This is a genomic window from Brevundimonas aurifodinae, from assembly GCF_040195595.1.
GTDB classification, from domain to species: Bacteria; Pseudomonadota; Alphaproteobacteria; order Caulobacterales; family Caulobacteraceae; genus Brevundimonas; species Brevundimonas aurifodinae.
On sequence record NZ_JBEGDD010000002.1, the window covers coordinates 59,178 to 75,390 of the forward strand.

Sequence of the window (16,213 nt, forward strand, 5' to 3'; positions counted from 1 at the left end):
ACTTAGCGGACGGTGAAGACGAAATTCCCTGTCATGCGATGGCCATCGGTCGAGGCTACGCGCCAGTTCACCGTATAGGCACCAGGCGTGAGGGCACGGGCGGTGCGGCCAGAGATCGTCTTGCCGTCTTCCGATACTGTAGAGGTCACGGCGACCTGGGTACCGGCCGCATTGATGACGTCCAGACTCGAAAAGGCCGGGGCGACCCGGTCGCTGAAGGTCACGGTGATCGCTCGGGTTGAGGCGACCGTGGCGCTGCCCGCCGGGGTAGAGGCGATGACACGGGCGTGCGCGTTGGCCTGGCCCGCGACTAGAAGCAGGGCTCCGGCCGCACCGATCAGGGACAGCAGTTTGCGAGAAGACATGATGGAACCTCCGAATAACCACAAGGGCTCATAGGGTTATACGGGCATCGCCGCCCGATCCCTCATCCCAGACCAAAATCGATGCTGTCAGTCTGTGAAACGCCGGTGCCATTTCGCGAAATGTCGCTTAGGCGGAAAGCGGGCAGGGAACATCCGTTTCTGACTTAGAATGTCGCAAAACTCTGATGCAACGGCCCAAAAATCGCCGTCACGTGCAAGTTGAAAAGGCTCACCCTGCATCCTGTCCGGGGTGTGGGCGATTTGGCGAAAGCCGGTCACTGACGGACGCGTGTTGTGAGCTTGGGTTTGAAGCTTGCGGCCGGCAGTCTGGGCGTTCTCGCCGGGCTACAGGCCGCGACGCAATACATCGCCTGGACCTTTCAATGGGCCAGCGTCCTTGGGGCTGGCTGGCGGTTGGGCCCCGATTGGGTCTTGTATCAGCCCTGGTCGATCCTCGAGTGGCGTGCGCGGTTCGGTGCTGAAGAACCCCAGGCGTTCGCGGCGAGCACCGCACTCATGCTCCTGGGCGCATCGGCGGGCCTGGGCCTTGGTGTTCTGTTCGATGGCGACGCGCGAAATTCTCGTGTGCGGGGATGGGGTGGGGTAGCAGAGGCCAGACGTGCGTCGCTTCTGATCTCCACCGGTGCGATGATTGGACTTCTGCGCGGACGGATGCTGGCGACGGTCGATCTCAGACCGACGCTGGTGACCGGAGGCACTCGATCTGGAAAGGGTAGGGGCCATGTCGTCCCCACCCTGCTGTCATGGACGGGCAGCGTTCTTGCCCATGACCCCAAAGGTGAGTTGTTCGCGCTGTCGGCGGGTTGGCGAGCGACCTTCTCTCATGCGCTGTCCATCAATCCCCGCAATCCAGCATCCGCCCGCTGGAACCCGCTCACCGAAATCTCCCCCGGCCCGGGCGAACTGGCCCGGGTCCAGCGTCTGGTCGCCATTCTGTCCGACCCCGGCGGCGCCCGCGACGACGAAGCCATCTGGGACAAGGCCGCCTCGGAAATCCTCGAGGCCTTGATCCTTCATGTCCTCTACACAGCCGAGGACGCCGACAAGACGCTATTGAAAGTCCGCGAACTCCTCGCCGACCTCGACGCTGTCGCCGACGTGATGGTCAAGACGCTGCACCGTCCCGGCCCCAACGGCGAGCCCGAGACCCACTCCTTCATCAAGACGGCGGTCAAGGGCTACGCCGCGATGCACGACCGCTTCCGCACCTCGGTGCAGGGGACGGTGCGGTCCTACCTCAAATGGCTGGCCGGCCAGGACGTCGAGCGCTGCCTGTCCGCCTCGGACTTCCGCATGGGCGACCTGATGTGCGCCGAAGCGCCTGTGTCGCTCTACGTCCAGGTCGCACCGGCCGATGCCGCCGCGCTCCGTCCCCTGGTTCGGCTTCTCTTCTACGCTGCCGCCCAATCCCTCACGGCCCACGAGACGACGGACGCCACCGGCCGACCCAAACGCCACAAGCTCCTGATGCTGATGGATGAGTTCCCGCTGCTGGGACGTCTCGCCTTCTTCGAGAAGTCGCTGCGGTTGATGAGCGGCTACGGCATCAAGACTATGTTCGTCGCTCAATCGCTCAACGACATCGTCGAGACCTACGGACCGCACAATACCATCCTCGACAACTGTTATGTCTACACCGCCTTCGCCGCGCTGGACCCGCTGACCCAGGACAAGGTCTCCAAGCTCACCGGCACGGTGACCGAGACGCGAACCAGCCGGAGCGGTCCAGCCGGCCTGGGTGCCGGTCGCAGTTCAGTTTCGCGTTCCGAGGTCGAGCGCCCGCTGCTGGAGCCGGGCGAAATCCGCGCCCTGCCGGACGACGACCAGCTCGTCTTCGTCGCCGGCTTCAAGCCGCTGCGCACCAGGAAGCTCAAATACGACCGCCGCGAGCCGTTCCGCTCGCGCGCCAAGCTCCCGCCACCGGATCAGGCCGCCCGAATCGACACCCCCGGTCGCGCGCCCCATCCGTGGGCGGGCCGCCGCGCGCTCGGAGAAGACCCCGAGGCGACCCTGCCGCTGTTCAAGGAGGTTGCCGCAGCGATCGACGACAAGAAGGCGGCCGCCAAGGTCGCGGAAATTTACGAACGGATCGCGGGGGAGATGGCCGCTCAGCAGGCGGCGCTGGATCAGTTGCAAGGCCAGAGTCAGGCGCGAAGTCAGTTGTAGGAGTATCCCATGCCCAAGACGGTCGCTGCCCGCACACGGGTGCAGGTCTATCTCACCGACGCCCGGGTCGTCGCCGGCCTCAACCGGGAAGCCAAGGCGTCCAGGGCCACCCTCAGTCAGGCGGCGGGCAGGGCGATCGCACGAGGGCTGGCCAAGGCGCCCCAGGCCGATCCCGAGGACCGTCTGCTGCAGATGGAGCGATCGCTCCGGGATCATATGCGGTCGAACTCGCGCGACATGCAGATCGTTCAGGAAGTCCTGATCGAGGTGGCCAAGGCGATGTTCCTGCGCCTTCCTGATGCCGTCGCCGATCAGGATCCCACCGTCCAGGCGACGGTGGACCGGCGCATCGACCGGCTGCTGGACGCGGCGGCGTCCCGCATCGTCCAGGGCCGCGATCCCCGGCCGGAGTCGGAATCGAGGCTCGATGCGGAGCCCCGATCCTTCGGGGCGGCCAACTGAGGTGCGCGCTCATCCCATCGTTGCCGAGCGCAAGCTCGAGGCCCTGCGGCACGCACTCGGCGATACCGTGCTGGCGGCCATGGTCGAGCCGACCGTGGTCGAGATTCTGGCCAATCCCGACGGACGCATCGTGCTCGACGTGCTGGGGTTCGGTCGACGGGATACGGGCGAGCGGCTGTCGGCCGAGGCCCGCGACCGGACGATCAAGCTGATCGCCGACTATGTCGGCGAACCCGTGACGCGCGACGATCCGCGGCTATCGGGCGTCCTACCCGAAACCGGCGAGCGGTTTCAGGGGGTTCTGCCGCCGGTGTCGTCGGCCCCGGCCTTTTCGATCCGCAAACGCCCGGCGGTGATCTGGCGTCTGGATGACTATGTCCGCGACGGCGTGATGAGCGAGGCGCAGGCGGAGGCGCTCCGGTCCGCTGCCATGGAGCGCCGCAACATCCTGATCTCCGGCGGCACCGGGTCGGGCAAGACCACCCTGGCCAATGCCGTCTTGGCGGAGCCGGCCTTCGCCGACGACCGTGTCTTCCTGGTCGAGGATACGCCGGAACTGCAATGCTCGGCCTGGGACGTGGTCTCGGTGCTCACGCGCCGATATCCCAAGGTCATCGGCGTGGTCGATCTGGTCCGCGATGCGCTGCGGATGCGGCCCGATCGGATCGTGGTCGGCGAGATGCGCGAAGGGGCGGCGGCCCTGGAGACGCTCAAGAGTTGGAACACAGGCCATCCGGGCGGCCTCTCGACCCTGCACGCCAACTCCGCCGAAGAGGCCCTGCGCCGATTGGAGGATCTGATCGCCGAGGTCTCCAGCACCGTCCCTAGACGTGCGATCGGCCAGGCTGTGGACCGGATCGTGCACATCCGGCGCACACACGAAGGTCGTCGGGTGGAAACCGTACTCTCGGTCGATGGCGTTGAAGATGACGAATATCGCTTACGCACCTTGGCGTGATCCTCTGAACAAACGGAGATCGAACAGAGGCGCTGTCTGGTAAATCTCCGTCGCCGCTGAATAGGACGCAAGTCACGGCAAGTCGCAGACTGACTTACGGCAAGTCACCTATGAGGGTCAGATTGAGTTTGTGATGTGAGTTCACCTAAGTCACCTCTAACTCGGATTTGAGTCGTGTAAAAATACTTTTCATCACTGTTGACAACATGTGGATGAGTTTGTTTGTCTTGATTCGCGGCGCCGGCTGACGCGCCAACAAACAGGAAGCAACCGATGCGTAGAATACTTCTACGCGGCCTTTCGGCCGCGACGGCGACCTGCGGCCTGCTGATGGCGGGCCAGGTCCTGGCGGGCGGGTCGGGGATGCCCTGGGAAGGGCCGCTCCAGCAGGTGGTGGAGTCCATCACCGGTCCCGTGGTCCAGGCCGCGGCCGTGGTGGCCGTGGTCCTGTTCGGAGCCGGCATCGCCATGAGCGAGAACGGCTCGTCGATGCGGCGGGGCCTGGGGATCATGTTCGGCCTGTCGATCGCCTTCGCCGCCTCGACCTTCTTCCTCGATTTCTTTGGCTTCGCCGGCGGCGTGGAGATCGGGTGATGGCCCCGTCGCTCGACCGGCGACCGGACGGCTATGAGCTGCCGGTCGCCCAGGCCCTTGCCGAACCGGTGCTGATGGCCGGGATGCCGCGCGACTACGCCATCCTCATGGGCACCATCGCCCTGATGCTGGGCTTGGCGCTCCGCATCTGGTGGCTGGGTCTGCTGTGGTGGGCCATCGCCCATGCGATCGGCCTGTATGCCGCCCGCACCGACCGGCGCTTCTTCGATGTCCTGAGGCGTCACCTGGCGCTGCCCGGCCATCTGGACGGGTGAGGCGGTCGTGCGGTTCCTCGATGAGCATCGCCGTCGACCGGCGGCCCTGGCGGACCATCTGCCCTGGGCGGCGCTGGTCGCCCCCGGCGTGGTGTTGAACAAGGACGGCTCCTTCACCTCGGGCTTCCGCTTCCGGGGGCCGGACCTGGAATCCTCGACCGAGGACGAGCTGATGGCGGTGAGGGCCCGGCTCAACAATGCCTTGAAGCGGCTCGGCACCGGCTGGTGCCTGCATGTTGAGGCCAGCCGGCGACCGGCCGCCACCTATCCCGGCGGCGAGATCCCGGTCGAGGCGGCCTGGCTGGTTGATGCCGAGCGCCGCGCCCTGTTCGAGGGCGCGGACCCCGCCTTCGAGACCGATTTCCGCGCCGCCCTGACCTGGCTGCCGCCGATGGACGACGCCCGGCGCATGGAGCGCTGGCTGTTCGATGGCCTGGACAAGGGCGGGCGGGATTGGCGCACGGCGCTCGACACCTTCCGCCGCGAAGCCGGCGGGGTGCTGGACCTCCTGACCGACGCATTGCCGGAAGTGGAGGCGTTAGACGATCAGGCCCTCCTGACCTGGCTGCACGACTGCGTCTCGCCCAAGGCTTTCGCCGTCCGGCCGCCCGAGACGCCGATGTTCCTCGACGCCTGGCTGACGGACGCCGGCCTCACCGGCGGCGTGGCTCCGAAGCTCGGGGACCGCTGGCTCAAGGTGGTGTCGGTGCGGGGCCTGCCGTCGACGACCCGGCCCGGTCTGCTGGACGCCCTGGGATCTCTGCCCTTCGCCTATCGCTGGAGCGCGCGGTGGATCGGCCTCGACAAGGCCGAGGCCGAGCGGGAGATCGTCAAGCTGAGGAAGCGCTGGTTCGCCAAGCGCAAAGGCGTCGGCACCCTGCTGCGTGAAGCCATCACCAAGGAGGAGGTGCCGCTTCTCGACACCGATGCCGCCTCCAAGACCGAGGAATGCGACGGAGCGCTGGAAGCCCTGGGGGCCGAGGCCTGCGCCTTCGGCTACCTAACCCTGACCGTCACGGTGATGGACGCGAACGAAGCGGTCGCCGCCGAAAAGGCTCGTGCCATCGAGGCCGCCCTGAACGCCCAAGGATTGGTCGCCCGGATCGAGGATCTGAACGCCGTCGAGGCCTGGCTCGGTTCTCTGCCGGGCGAACCCTATGCCGATGTGCGGAGACCCTTGGTCTCGACCCTGAACCTGGCCGATCTGCTGCCGGTCTCGGCGGTCTGGGCGGGGCCGGCGATGGACGCCAACCTGGACGGCCCGCCGCTGGCCGTGGCGCGGACGACAGGCTCCACGCCGTTCCGCCTGGTCCTCCATGTCGGCGATGTCGGTCATGCGATGGTCGTGGGCCCCACCGGCTCCGGCAAGTCGGCGCTTCTGTCGTTCCTGGCGCTTCAGTGGTTTCGCTATCCCGGCGCGCGGGTGGTGTTTTTCGACAAGGGCCGATCGGCCCGGGCCGCGACGCTCGCGGCCGGGGGTCGCTGGCGGGCGCTGGAGGCGGGCACGCCCTTCGCCCTGCAACCCCTCGCGCGGGTCGATCAGGAGCCGGAGCGGGCCTGGGCGGCCGAATGGCTGGCCGAGACCTGCAAACTGGCCGGCCTCGATCCGAGCCCGCGCCTGCGTGAAGAGATCTGGATCGCCCTGGCTGCGCTGGCGGACGCGCCGGTGTCGCAGCGGACGCTGACGGTGTTCTGTGCCCTCGTGCAGGACCGGGCCGTGGCCTCCGCGCTGGAGCCCCTGACCCTGAAGGGTCCGCATGGCGCCCTGCTGGATGGGGCGTTCGAGGCTCTGGAGCCGACCCGGTTCGATACCTTCGAACTCGAAAGCCTGATGGCGACGCCTTCGGCCGTGGCGCCGGTGCTGTCGGCTCTGTTCCATCATCTGGAGCGAGACTTCGATGGCCGCCCGACGATGCTGATCCTGGACGAGGCCTGGCTGTTCCTCGGCGAGACGGCCTTCGCCGCCAAGATCCGCGAATGGCTGAAGACGCTGAGGAAGAAGCGGGTCGCCGTGGTGTTCGCCACCCAGTCGCTGGACGACATCGCCGCCTCGCCGATCGCGTCCAGCCTGATCGAGAGCTGCCCGACCCAGGTGTTCCTGCCCAATCCCTGGGCCCTGGAGCCGTCCTTGGCGGACCTCTATCGCGGCTTCGGCCTCAACCGGCGCCAGCTGGAGCTGATCGCCTTCGCCACCCCCAAGCGCGCCTACTACTGGCGTCAGCCCCGGGGGCGTCGGCTGTTCGACCTCAAGCTGTCGGGGGTCGGTTTGGCGCTGTGCGGCGCGTCCTCGCCCGAGGACCAGACCCTCATCGACGACGTGCTGGAGCGGCTCGGCGACACCCACGCCGATCCGTCGGCCTTCGCCCGCGAATTCCTCAAAGCCAAGGGAGTGACCCATGTGGACGCCATCTTCGATTCAATGGGCTTGGACGCTTTCGACCTGCCCATCGCGGCGGAGTAGGGGGCTCCTGCTCGCTGGGCTCGCCGTCGCCCTGGCGGCCTGTTCCGAGCCAGAGCCGGCCAAGGCCAATCCGCCGCCTACTCCGCCGCCGGCCCCACCTCAGGCCGTGGTGTTCGACCCGCGCAATCACATCGAGAACGCGCTCCAGGCCTCGCGCCAGCTCGACAGCCTTGCCAACGAGGCGCGGATGCTGGCCAACCAGGCCCGCGAGCTGGCCGCCTCGCCCTACAGCCATCTGGGCGAGACCACCTCGACCCTGCGCGACATCGGCGAGCTGGCCCGGAACGTCCGGGGCGTCGCGTCGACGGTGACCCAGCTCGAAGACCAGTTCACCGACCTCTATCCGACCGCCGTCGAGGGCCTCGACCCGGCCAACGCTTTGCAACAAAGCGAGCGGCGGACGACGGCGGCCCGCGAGACGGCGCAGGACCTGGCCCGCACCGCCGCCGAACTGGAGCGGCTGAGCCAGGGACGTGACCGGCGTCTTCAGGGCGCCTTGTCGGCGAGCGAACGGGCCGAGGGCCAGACCGCCGCCATCCAGTCCTCGACCCAGATTCTCGCCGTCCTGGCCGAAGACCTGAGCTCGATGCGCACCATCATGCTCGCCCAGTCGCGGCTGATGGCCGAGGAGACCGCCCGTACGGCGGCCGAGCGCGCCGCCGGGGCGGAGGCCCGTCGGCAGTTCTGGGGCCGCGACAGCGCGACGCCGGCGGCGCCGAGCTTCAACCCGCTGCCGAACGCGCGGAACTGAGGGCGCGACGATCATGGCGGTCAGCCCGGAGACAACCAATGAGCTGATGGTGGTGTTCTCCAACACCGTCTCGGCCGGGTTCAACGCCCTGCAAGGCGCAGTCAACGGCGTGTTCGGGCTGATGATCGTCCTCGTCGTGGCCTTGACCGCGATCCAGTGGCTGCTGTCACCCAATCGCGAGATTCTGGCGTCCGGCTTCGGCAAGATCCTGCTGATCGGGTTCTTCGCCTACGTCATCAACGACTGGCACGCCCTCTCCGAAACGCTCTACGCTGGCTTCATCGAACTGGGGCTCACGGCCGGCGGCGGTTCGCTGTCCCAAGGCGAGTTCCTCAATCCCGGCGCTATTCTCCAGCAGGGCTGGGAGATCGTGAAGGCGCTGGGCGAGACGCCAGCGCCAGTAAACAACCCGCTCGACGTCGCGGGCAATCTGACCGACGCCCTGATCCTGGGCCTGGCCATGATCGGCATCATGCTGGCGTTCGGCGTCCTGGCGCTGCAGATCATCGTCACCCTGCTGGAGTTCAAGATCGTCACCTTGGGCGGCTTCGTGCTCCTGCCGTTCGGGATCTGGTCCAAGTCCGCCTTCCTGGCCGAACGGCCGCTCGGCTATGTCGTCTCCTCGGGCCTGAAGGTCCTGGCCCTGGCGATCGTGGTCTCGGGCGCCCGGACCGTGTTCGACCAGCTCCAGCCGTCGGCCAACCCCGATCTGTACGAGGCCCTGACCATCCTGGTGGCCTCGATGCTGCTGGCCATGCTCGCCATCTTCATCCCCAACCTGGCCTCGGCCCTGGTCACCGGCGGCCCGGCGCTCGGCGCCGGCTCCGCCGTCACCGGCGCTCTGGCCGTCGGCGGAGCGGGGCTTCTTGCTGGAGCCGGCATCGCCGGCGCAGGCGCGGCCGCCGGTGGCGCCGCGTCCCGGGTCACGGGATCGGCGCGCGCCGCCGCCGGCGCGGGGGCAGGGCGACCGCCGACCCCGCCCTCAACCCCGCCGCGCCCGTCCAACGACAATCCCTCGCCGACCGGGCCGCGTTCGCCCACGTCAGGTTCCGCATCCAATCCCTGGGCCGCGACGCGATCCGCCTCAGGCCCCTCCGGCGTCGCCGAGCCGGCGACCGCCTGGACTGGCGCGCCCCAAAAGGACAGCGCGCCATCCCCCACCGAGGGCGATCCCGGCCAGGCGGCTCCCACCCGCCCCGCCGCGCAGATCAACTCGGAAGCCGAGGCCGCACGCCGCGCCTTCCACAAAGCGGCGGGCGCCACCGCAACCTCAGGTCAAACGGCGGCGGCCCCTGGCCGCGCGGCGGCGATGCAGGCGTTTTTTGTGGCCAACCATGGGCGAGGACTATTGCCCGCCGGCGAGACCAGCGGGGCGGTGTCGCCCAGCCTTAGATCGGAGGAGTCCTGATCATGCATCCCTTCTTCAAACCCAAGCGCGCCCTGGCCTCCGCGCCGGAAAGCACGCCCTATCAGCGGGCCGGCCAGGTCTGGGACGACCGCATGGGGTTGTCGCTCGCTCATGCGCGCAACTGGCGGCGGATCGCCCTGGCCAATCTGGTGCTGGCGGGCTTTCTCGGCGCCGGCTGGTGGGTCCAGGCCGACCGGGCCGTGGTCAAACCCTTCGTGGTCGAGGTCTCGGATCTCGGCCAGACCCAGCGCATCACCGCCATAGGCGGTCGCTACGAGCCGACCGAGGCCCAGACCGCGAGGGCGCTGGCGGACTGGATCCGCGACGTGCGGTCCAAGTCGATCGATCCCATCGTCATCCGACAGAACTGGCTGCGCGCCTATGACCTGGTCACACCGAAGGCTGCGTCCTTCCTGAACAGCTGGGCCCAGGCGCATGACCCGTTCGCCGAGGTCGGGCGAGAGGCGGTCAATGTCGAGGTGCTCAACGTCGTGCGCCGCACCGAGCGGACCTATGACCTGCAATGGCGCGAGACCCGGTTCATCAACGGCCAGGCGGCCGGGACCGAACGCTGGCGCGCCCTGATCACCACCACCCTTCAGCCGCCCCGCACCGAGGCGGAGCTGATGAAAAACCCCCTGGGACTGAAAATCGAGGACGTGTCATGGACCCCCGACGCCTCTTGAGCCTGGCCGCCTGCGGCCTCCTCCTCTCCGCCTGCGCCGGCGTGGCGCCGTTGCCGGACGTTCCGCGGATTGCGGTGGCGACCCTCCCCACGCCTGAGGTCCGGGACTGGCATCGCAGTCCCACCGAGCGGCCCTACCTTGATGTGATCGCGGGCGCTGACGTCGGCGTCGATGTCGTGGCCGAGGGCGATGCCGTCGAGGATGAGGCGGTGACGGCCGACGCTGTCGTTCCGCGTGAGGCAGCGCCAACCGATCAGCTGCCTGAACCGGCCCCTCGGCCGCAACCCGTCGTCGGCCCGACCGCCATCGCGGCAGCCAACGCCGAAGCCCGCGCCGCCTCGAGTTCGGACAGTTTCGTCGGCGGCGTGCAGGTGTTCTCTTACGACCCGGGCCGGGTCTATGAGATCTGGACCGCGCCGCTGCGGGTCACGACCCTGACCCTGGCCCCCGGCGAGACTGTCACGTCGAAGGCGGCGGGCGACACGGTGCGCTGGCAGATCGGCGAGGCCAGTTCCGGCTCGGGCCCCAACCAGCGCGCCCATGTGCTGCTGAAGCCTCTCGAACGGGGCCTGGAGACCAACCTCGTCCTGACCACCTCGCAGCGAGTGTATTTCCTGCAGCTGAAGAGCGGCTCGCCGGACGGGTTCAACGCCGCTGTTGCCTGGGACATCGGCGCGGTGATCCCGCCGGGCGGGGCAGGGGCCTTTGGCGGCGTCGAGGAGCGGGTCGCCGATTCCGTGGCCGTCCCGACAGGACCCTTGGATGCCCGCTACCGGATCGATCCGCGCGGGCGCGCTCCGCGCTGGACGCCGACCGCCGTGTTCAACGACGGCACGCGGACCTTCATCACCTTCTCGGCCGATCTGCAGGTCGATGAGGCACCCGCCCTGTTCGTCATCGCCCCCGACGGCGACGCGCAGATGGTCAACTATCGCCAGCAGGGCGGTCTGTTCGTGGTCGATCGGGTGTTCGACCGGGCCGAGCTGCGGCTCGGTGACCGTCGGCCGCAGATCGTCCGGCTCCAACGCCTCGGCAGCGCCGATCGCATCGGTCGCACCGACCGCGTCGCGGGAGGCCGCTCATGACCGATCCGATCCATCCCGATGCGCCCCTGCCAAAGGCGCCGCCGCCCGGCCTGTCGACGCGGGCCCCGCGACCGACGGCCGTGCGCCTGCGCAAATCCGTGGTGCAGGTCGTGGTGATCGGCGCCGCCGCGCTTCTCTCCGGCTCCCTGGCCTGGGCCTTCGTGGTCCAGCCCGAGCTTCGGGCCAATGCGCGGGAGCGCGTGGAGGAAGGCCGTCTCGACGAGGCCCGCGGCACGGTCCGTCCCGCCGACGTGGTGACGGGTCAACCGTCCAGCTACGACCGCCTGACCCCGGGCGACCAACTGCCCGAGCCCCGCACGCGGTCGGATGAGCCCGAGTCGGCCGTCGCCGCTACCCGCGCGACGGACCGGGTGCGCTCGCCGGACTACGGTTACGCTGCCGCCGCCGCGCCTTCCGCGCCTCGCGGCCGCAGTGTGGCCCAGGAGGCGGCGGGATCAGGCCTGTTCTTCGGCGGCGGGTCCGGCGCACAGGCATCGGGCGGGGCCACGCCTGCCGGTGGCGCGTCGTCGGCCGGTCCGGGTCGGGACTACGGGGCCGTCTACAACGGCCACACCCTGATGAATCCTCTGTCGCCCTTCGAACTGAAGGCCGGCGACATCGTGCCAGCGGCGCTCCTGACCGGGATCGACACATCGCGCTCCGGACCGGTCGTGGCCACCGTGACCCAAAATGTGTTCGACTCCGTCAGCGGCCGGCACCTGCTCCTACCACAAGGCACTCGGCTGATCGGTCGCCACGATGGCGAGAGCAGCTACGGCGATCGTCGGGCCTTTCTGACCTGGGAGCGGCTGATCCTTCCGAACGGCAAGAGCCTGATCCTGACCGAGGAGCCCGGGGTCGACGCCCAAGGCGCCGTCGGCGTCCAGGGTCGGGTCGATCGGAGGCTCTACCCCCTCGCGGTCGCCACCCTGTTCGCCGGGGCCATCACCACCCTCGGCCAGATCGCCCGCGACGACGATGACGACAGCGGCGGCCTTCTCGGCGATGTGGGCGACGCCACGGCGATCGAGGGCGCGCGGGTCGGCGGCAGTCTGATCGATCGCGAGCTCCAGGTGCGGCCGTCCATCCGTTTGCGCGCCGGCGCCCCGGTGCGGGTGCTGATCACCCGCGACCTCATCCTGGAGCCCTATCGGCCATGATGCTCTTCTTGCAGTACCGACAATGGGCCGCCTGGACGCTCATCCCGGTCGCCGGATTGGCCGTGATGGCGGCGTCCGCCAACCGCTCTCCCGACCTTGCGCTGATCAATGAGAGCCCGAGCCTGCCTGAGGGGCTCTACGTCCGGCAGGCCGACGCCCGGATCGCGCCCGGCAGCGTGGTCGCCATCGCCCAGCCGTCCAGCATCCGGCCGTATCTGGCCAGGCTCGGGATGCCGGCCGAGGTCAAGCTGATCAAACGAGTCGCGGCCGTCGGCGGAGACCGCGTCTGCGCAGAAGAAGGTGCGGTGCGGACGCCATCTCACGTCTCGCCCGTCCTGGCGCGCGACCGGCGCGGCATCGCGCTGCCCGTCTGGCGCGGCTGCCGGACGCTCGCCCCCGATGAACTGTTCCTGCTCGGCGACACACCGGGAAGTTTCGACAGCCGCTACTTCGGCCCGGTTCTTCGGAGCCAGGTGGACGGTGTCTACAAGGAGACCCTGACATGGTGAGACGAACCCTCATCACCCTCGCGGCCCTGCTCAGTGCCAGCACGGCCTCGGCCCAGACGGCCGACTGGCGCGCGGCGGGCGGCGATCTGTTTGCGGCCGTCGACACGGGCGAACCCGTCGCCGAGCTGTCGGCGGAGGAACCGCTGGACACGCCGCGTCTGGCTCCGCTCAGCCAGCCGTTCATGGCCGCGATCGCCACGGCGGCGGAGCGGCACGGTCTGGATCCCAAGCTCCTGCATGCCCTGGTCGTGGTCGAAAGCGCCTATCGCAACGAGGCCTGTTCCCCGGTCGGAGCCTGCGGCCTCGCCCAGTTGATGCCCGGCACCGCCGCCGAGCTCGGTGTTCGCGACCGCTTCGATCCGGCCGAGAATCTGTTCGGCGGCGCGGCCTATCTGGCAAGGCAGATGCTTCGGTTTGGCGATCTTCGTTTGGCCTTGGCCGCGTATAACGCCGGACCCGGTCGTGTCGCCCGCCTGGGCCGCATTCCGGATATCCGCGAGACCCAGGAGTATGTCGTCAGCGTGGTGGATTGCTATCTCGCCCTGACCGCCGGCCGTGGGGTGCGCAGTTCACGAGAATGCCGGGCGGGAGGCGCACGATGACCCCCGATCAGCATGATGCGGGAAGTGCCGTCGAGCGGGATGACGACCTGCTCACCCGCAATCAAGCCTCCGAGTTCCTCCAGCGGTTCGGCATCCGCATGAAGCCGACGACCCTGGCGCGGGCCTGGTCGGTCGGCAACGGACCCCCCTGCCGCCACATACGCGGCAAGCCCCTCTACCCACGCGGCGTGCTGCGCGACTGGGCCGAGGCCCAGGATTCGGGCCTGCGCCGTGCGTCGTGGGAGAGGCCGGCAGACGAAAGGCGTGCGCCATGACGCGTCTTACTTCTTCATCTCGCCCCCGGCGAGAGTCGTCTGGGCGTCCGACGCCGGAGGACTTGATGGCGGATCCGTCCATGAGTTTTTCGCTGAAGCCCGTGCTCCTTTCGTGGGCTGGGCGGGATCCGGTCGATGCGGCTCGGGATACTGAGGTATTGGCGGCCGCTTTTGAGCGGCGCGCGGACGACCTTCTTGCCGAGGGCATCGCCGATCAGCACGCGGGAGTCGGATCGTGACGACCTCTGTGGACAGCGAGCGGACACCACCGCCTGGCGATCGCTTCCTTGGATGGAAGACCGTCAAGAGCTTGACCGGCTTCAGTCGAACGACGGCCTGGCGACGGCAGAAGGCGGGAGACTTCCCGACACCGAGACAGATTTCGCCGGGTCGCGTGGGCTGGTTGGAGAGCGAGGTCAACGCCTGGCAGGCGTCCAGAGCGCCGCGTTCGGAATCCGAGCTTCCCGCCTTTCGAGTCTCCGAGCGTGAGGAGGAGGCGAAGGCGCTCGCTGCCTCAACGCCACAGAGGCGAGGGTCGCCGAACGCGGCCTCGCGGCCCAAGCCCGCCGATCCGATCCCGCGGGCGAAGCCTAAGCGGCGGGCGGTCGATGAGGCTCAGCGAGCCTTTGAGTTCTGAGGCCTTCCGCTGAGCCCGTCGGCATGCCCACCAAAATCAAACGGTGTTCATCTTGTCTCCATCCAACCGTCGTCGGGGGCCCAGCGCCGGACAAAGGGCTCATTTCTGGCGCGAGCCAATACCGGCGGCAGGACGAAGGTCGCGATCAGCGCCTGGGTCTCGGGTAGGGATTTGGACGCCATCGCAATGTCGGTCCGATCGAGAAAGGCCGTCCATTCTCTCTGCTTTCGTTCGGCGAAGGCGGGCGTGAACGCCAATGGATCGCTTGTAGGGAGTGCCGTATCGCGACGATCGAAGGTGCGGGCGAGCGCTTCCGCCAAAGTCTCGCCGTCGAACTCAAAGGTGTTGGCGATCGCCCACAGATCGAAGAAGTCCTTCAACCGCGTGTTGGCCATCCCCAGTTCGACCATGGCCTGGAACTTCTCGGCGACGACGGTCTCCCGCGGATAGGCCAGCAGCTTGGCCCTCGGCTGATCCAGGAGCGATGGATATTCGATCTGCACGGCCGCCGGCGTGATGGCGTCTCCGTAGCCGATGTCGATGTGGACCTTGAGCTTCGCGCCGTTGATCTCCGCGCTGACGTCCACCGACACGCCGCTGTATTCCGCATCGGGCCGCGCGATTTCGGCGACGACAGTGTCGGGCAGGAAGAGAACACCGTCATCTTCGACGGGGATCGCCACAACCTCGCGAAAGATGTCTCGCACGACATCAGGGGTGCTGTCGCCGAGACCCAGGAGATCGAGGTCGCCGCTCGGTCGGTGCGGCGTCGGCGCCCATTGGGCGAACAGCATCGCGCCTTTCAGGATGAAGCGGTAGTGGTGGTTGGAGACGCTCAATCGATAGAGAAGACGTTCGATCGCGTAGCGCAGGAAGACGAGTTGCACGTCCTCGCGGCGCAGCCGTGCCCTTGCGGTCAGCCGATCGCGGACCGAGGCGGCGACATTACGGACCGGTCGGCGGGTCAACTGAGTGCTTCAAGATAAGGGCGGATCACGGTTTGGACCCGGTCGATCTCGGCATATCTCCAGAGCGCGTCGCGCTGGCGACGGCGAGCGCTGTCCTTCATGAAATCCCGAAGCGCCTCCAGGGCGACGTCGAGCCCGACCCTCCGCCGGTATTTGAAACAGTCGACCACGGTCTTGGCGGGGGATGTGATGGGCACGGTGACGCCGTCGATGTCGTGTGTCTCCACGCCCTCCGTCAGCGAGGGGCCGCTGGCTCGAACGATCTTCAGCCGCATGGGCGGATTTACAGGAGTCCACGCCCGCGTGCCGATGAGAAGCCAGACGGCATGAGGGGCCTGGGTGGTCAGTCCGTGAAATCGAAGGGCCGACAGAAGCGCGATCACCCCGTTCGGTACCACGCGCGCCGCTTCGGCCAGGCTGGAGGTCGTGGGCAGAGAAACGTCGTTAGGTCTGTAAAGGCCACGGCCGACCTGGCTCAGTCGACCATCCTCGACCAGTCGCTTGAGATAGACGCGGGGGACGCCAGCGGTGACGAAATCGCGGGTGCGCGCGACGCCTTGGGCCTGGGCGACGGCGAGGGCGCGTTCGATATGGGTCATGGTCGCCATCGCGATGTTACATTTCCTATATCTATACGCCCAAAGTGCAAGGATATGTTACTTGCCACAGTCTGAGGCGAGCGTCCACGCTCCCGGCGGGCTGACCTGAATTGAGGCGGGGTGGAGAGGCCGCGAGAACAGGATCCATCACGAAAGCCACAGCCTCCCTTGTCGAAAGATGTTAAAAACGGCGGGCTGCCCCAACGCGGCATGATCCCTTCGACGACGCCC

Annotated in this window: 19 protein-coding genes; 16 read left to right on the forward strand and 3 right to left on the reverse strand. The window is 68.0% G+C overall.

The genetic code is table 11. The annotated features are described in order from the left end of the window. Window positions 1-2: 2 nt before the first annotated feature. On the reverse strand, window positions 3-365 hold the full coding sequence (gene copC, locus ABN401_RS02765) for a copper homeostasis periplasmic binding protein CopC (RefSeq protein ID WP_349683311.1): 363 nt from the start codon (window positions 363-365) through the stop codon (window positions 3-5). A 306-nt stretch (window positions 366-671) separates the two neighbouring features. Between copC and ABN401_RS02770 the strand changes: the two genes are divergently transcribed. From ABN401_RS02770 to ABN401_RS02845, 16 genes are all read left to right on the forward strand, one after another. After that, window positions 672-2,552 carry a type IV secretory system conjugative DNA transfer family protein gene (locus tag ABN401_RS02770; protein WP_349683312.1) on the forward strand — a complete coding sequence of 627 codons (1,881 nt, stop codon included), beginning with the start codon at window positions 672-674 and terminating at the stop codon, window positions 2,550-2,552. A gap of 9 nt (window positions 2,553-2,561) precedes the next feature. Next, window positions 2,562-3,014, forward strand: coding sequence for a hypothetical protein (locus tag ABN401_RS02775; protein ID WP_349683313.1), 453 nt, complete (start codon window positions 2,562-2,564; stop codon window positions 3,012-3,014). A 1-nt stretch (window position 3,015) separates the two neighbouring features. After that, window positions 3,016-3,972, forward strand: a complete 957-nt coding sequence (gene trbB, locus ABN401_RS02780; RefSeq protein ID WP_349683314.1) for a P-type conjugative transfer ATPase TrbB — start codon at window positions 3,016-3,018, stop codon at window positions 3,970-3,972. 273 nt (window positions 3,973-4,245) lie between these two features. Then, on the forward strand, window positions 4,246-4,566 hold the full coding sequence (locus ABN401_RS02785) for a TrbC/VirB2 family type IV secretion system protein (RefSeq protein WP_349683315.1): 321 nt from the start codon (window positions 4,246-4,248) through the stop codon (window positions 4,564-4,566). Beyond that, a complete protein-coding gene (locus ABN401_RS02790; RefSeq protein WP_349683316.1) occupies window positions 4,566-4,841 on the forward strand; it encodes a VirB3 family type IV secretion system protein in 276 nt (91 codons plus the stop codon). The genes ABN401_RS02785 and ABN401_RS02790 overlap by 1 nt, the downstream gene beginning before the upstream one ends. 7 nt (window positions 4,842-4,848) lie before the next feature. Then, window positions 4,849-7,302: a conjugal transfer protein TrbE gene (gene trbE / locus ABN401_RS02795; RefSeq protein WP_349683317.1), complete on the forward strand. Its 2,454-nt coding sequence runs from the start codon at window positions 4,849-4,851 to the stop codon at window positions 7,300-7,302. A 106-nt stretch (window positions 7,303-7,408) separates the two neighbouring features. Further along, the gene (locus tag ABN401_RS02800) at window positions 7,409-8,053 is read left to right on the forward strand and encodes a conjugal transfer protein TrbJ (RefSeq protein WP_349683318.1); all 645 of its coding nucleotides are present in this window, start codon (window positions 7,409-7,411) and stop codon (window positions 8,051-8,053) included. Between the two features lie 13 nt (window positions 8,054-8,066). Continuing rightward, window positions 8,067-9,461 carry a P-type conjugative transfer protein TrbL gene (gene trbL / locus ABN401_RS02805; RefSeq protein ID WP_349683319.1) on the forward strand — a complete coding sequence of 465 codons (1,395 nt, stop codon included), beginning with the start codon at window positions 8,067-8,069 and terminating at the stop codon, window positions 9,459-9,461. Between the two features lie 2 nt (window positions 9,462-9,463). Next, entirely contained in the window at window positions 9,464-10,147 is a 684-nt protein-coding gene (trbF, locus tag ABN401_RS02810) for a conjugal transfer protein TrbF (RefSeq protein ID WP_349683320.1), read from the forward strand. Beyond that, complete coding sequence (gene trbG / locus ABN401_RS02815) at window positions 10,126-11,232, forward strand: P-type conjugative transfer protein TrbG (RefSeq protein WP_349683321.1); 1,107 nt, start codon at window positions 10,126-10,128, stop codon at window positions 11,230-11,232. The genes trbF and trbG overlap by 22 nt, the downstream gene beginning before the upstream one ends. Next, window positions 11,229-12,392 (forward strand): TraB/TrbI/VirB10 family type IV secretion system protein, encoded by a 1,164-nt coding sequence (locus tag ABN401_RS02820; protein ID WP_349683322.1) that lies wholly within the window; start codon window positions 11,229-11,231, stop codon window positions 12,390-12,392. Before trbG ends, ABN401_RS02820 begins: the two co-directional genes overlap by 4 nt. Continuing rightward, a complete protein-coding gene (locus tag ABN401_RS02825) occupies window positions 12,389-12,901 on the forward strand; it encodes a S26 family signal peptidase (protein WP_349683323.1) in 513 nt (170 codons plus the stop codon). Before ABN401_RS02820 ends, ABN401_RS02825 begins: the two co-directional genes overlap by 4 nt. Beyond that, the gene (locus ABN401_RS02830; protein WP_349683324.1) at window positions 12,895-13,503 is read left to right on the forward strand and encodes a lytic transglycosylase domain-containing protein; all 609 of its coding nucleotides are present in this window, start codon (window positions 12,895-12,897) and stop codon (window positions 13,501-13,503) included. Before ABN401_RS02825 ends, ABN401_RS02830 begins: the two co-directional genes overlap by 7 nt. Then, a complete protein-coding gene (locus ABN401_RS02835) occupies window positions 13,500-13,778 on the forward strand; it encodes a hypothetical protein (protein ID WP_349683325.1) in 279 nt (92 codons plus the stop codon). Before ABN401_RS02830 ends, ABN401_RS02835 begins: the two co-directional genes overlap by 4 nt. Window positions 13,779-13,858: 80 nt before the next feature. Further along, on the forward strand, window positions 13,859-14,017 hold the full coding sequence (locus tag ABN401_RS02840) for a hypothetical protein (RefSeq protein ID WP_349683326.1): 159 nt from the start codon (window positions 13,859-13,861) through the stop codon (window positions 14,015-14,017). A gap of 8 nt (window positions 14,018-14,025) precedes the next feature. After that, the gene (locus tag ABN401_RS02845) at window positions 14,026-14,415 is read left to right on the forward strand and encodes a helix-turn-helix transcriptional regulator (RefSeq protein ID WP_349683567.1); all 390 of its coding nucleotides are present in this window, start codon (window positions 14,026-14,028) and stop codon (window positions 14,413-14,415) included. Window positions 14,416-14,462: 47 nt separating this feature from the next. Here the strand turns inward: ABN401_RS02845 and ABN401_RS02850 are convergent, their stop codons facing one another. Together ABN401_RS02850 and ABN401_RS02855 are read right to left on the reverse strand one after the other, a co-directional pair. After that, on the reverse strand, window positions 14,463-15,383 hold the full coding sequence (locus tag ABN401_RS02850; protein ID WP_349683327.1) for a nucleotidyl transferase AbiEii/AbiGii toxin family protein: 921 nt from the start codon (window positions 15,381-15,383) through the stop codon (window positions 14,463-14,465). Then, window positions 15,380-15,982, reverse strand: coding sequence for a type IV toxin-antitoxin system AbiEi family antitoxin domain-containing protein (locus ABN401_RS02855; RefSeq protein ID WP_349683328.1), 603 nt, complete (start codon window positions 15,980-15,982; stop codon window positions 15,380-15,382). Before ABN401_RS02855 ends, ABN401_RS02850 begins: the two co-directional genes overlap by 4 nt. Between the last annotated feature and the right edge of the window lie 231 nt (window positions 15,983-16,213).

What these genes read in the sequence shown, in the direction of transcription:
- ABN401_RS02825 (WP_349683323.1), top strand. Translation starts at nt 12,389, where the DNA reads ATGATGCTCTTCTTGCAGTACCGACAATGGGCCGCCTGGACGCTCATC.
- ABN401_RS02820 (WP_349683322.1), top strand. Translation starts at nt 11,229, where the DNA reads ATGACCGATCCGATCCATCCCGATGCGCCCCTGCCAAAGGCGCCGCCG.
- ABN401_RS02835 (WP_349683325.1), top strand. Translation starts at nt 13,500, where the DNA reads ATGACCCCCGATCAGCATGATGCGGGAAGTGCCGTCGAGCGGGATGAC.
- ABN401_RS02830 (WP_349683324.1), top strand. Translation starts at nt 12,895, where the DNA reads ATGGTGAGACGAACCCTCATCACCCTCGCGGCCCTGCTCAGTGCCAGC.
- ABN401_RS02790 (WP_349683316.1), top strand. Translation starts at nt 4,566, where the DNA reads ATGGCCCCGTCGCTCGACCGGCGACCGGACGGCTATGAGCTGCCGGTC.
- trbF (WP_349683320.1), top strand. Translation starts at nt 9,464, where the DNA reads ATGCATCCCTTCTTCAAACCCAAGCGCGCCCTGGCCTCCGCGCCGGAA.
- ABN401_RS02785 (WP_349683315.1), top strand. Translation starts at nt 4,246, where the DNA reads ATGCGTAGAATACTTCTACGCGGCCTTTCGGCCGCGACGGCGACCTGC.
- trbL (WP_349683319.1), top strand. Translation starts at nt 8,067, where the DNA reads ATGGCGGTCAGCCCGGAGACAACCAATGAGCTGATGGTGGTGTTCTCC.
- ABN401_RS02775 (WP_349683313.1), top strand. Translation starts at nt 2,562, where the DNA reads ATGCCCAAGACGGTCGCTGCCCGCACACGGGTGCAGGTCTATCTCACC.
- copC (WP_349683311.1), bottom strand. Translation starts at nt 365, where the DNA reads ATGTCTTCTCGCAAACTGCTGTCCCTGATCGGTGCGGCCGGAGCCCTG.
- ABN401_RS02840 (WP_349683326.1), top strand. Translation starts at nt 13,859, where the DNA reads ATGAGTTTTTCGCTGAAGCCCGTGCTCCTTTCGTGGGCTGGGCGGGAT.
- ABN401_RS02855 (WP_349683328.1), bottom strand. Translation starts at nt 15,982, where the DNA reads ATGACCCATATCGAACGCGCCCTCGCCGTCGCCCAGGCCCAAGGCGTC.
- trbG (WP_349683321.1), top strand. Translation starts at nt 10,126, where the DNA reads ATGGACCCCCGACGCCTCTTGAGCCTGGCCGCCTGCGGCCTCCTCCTC.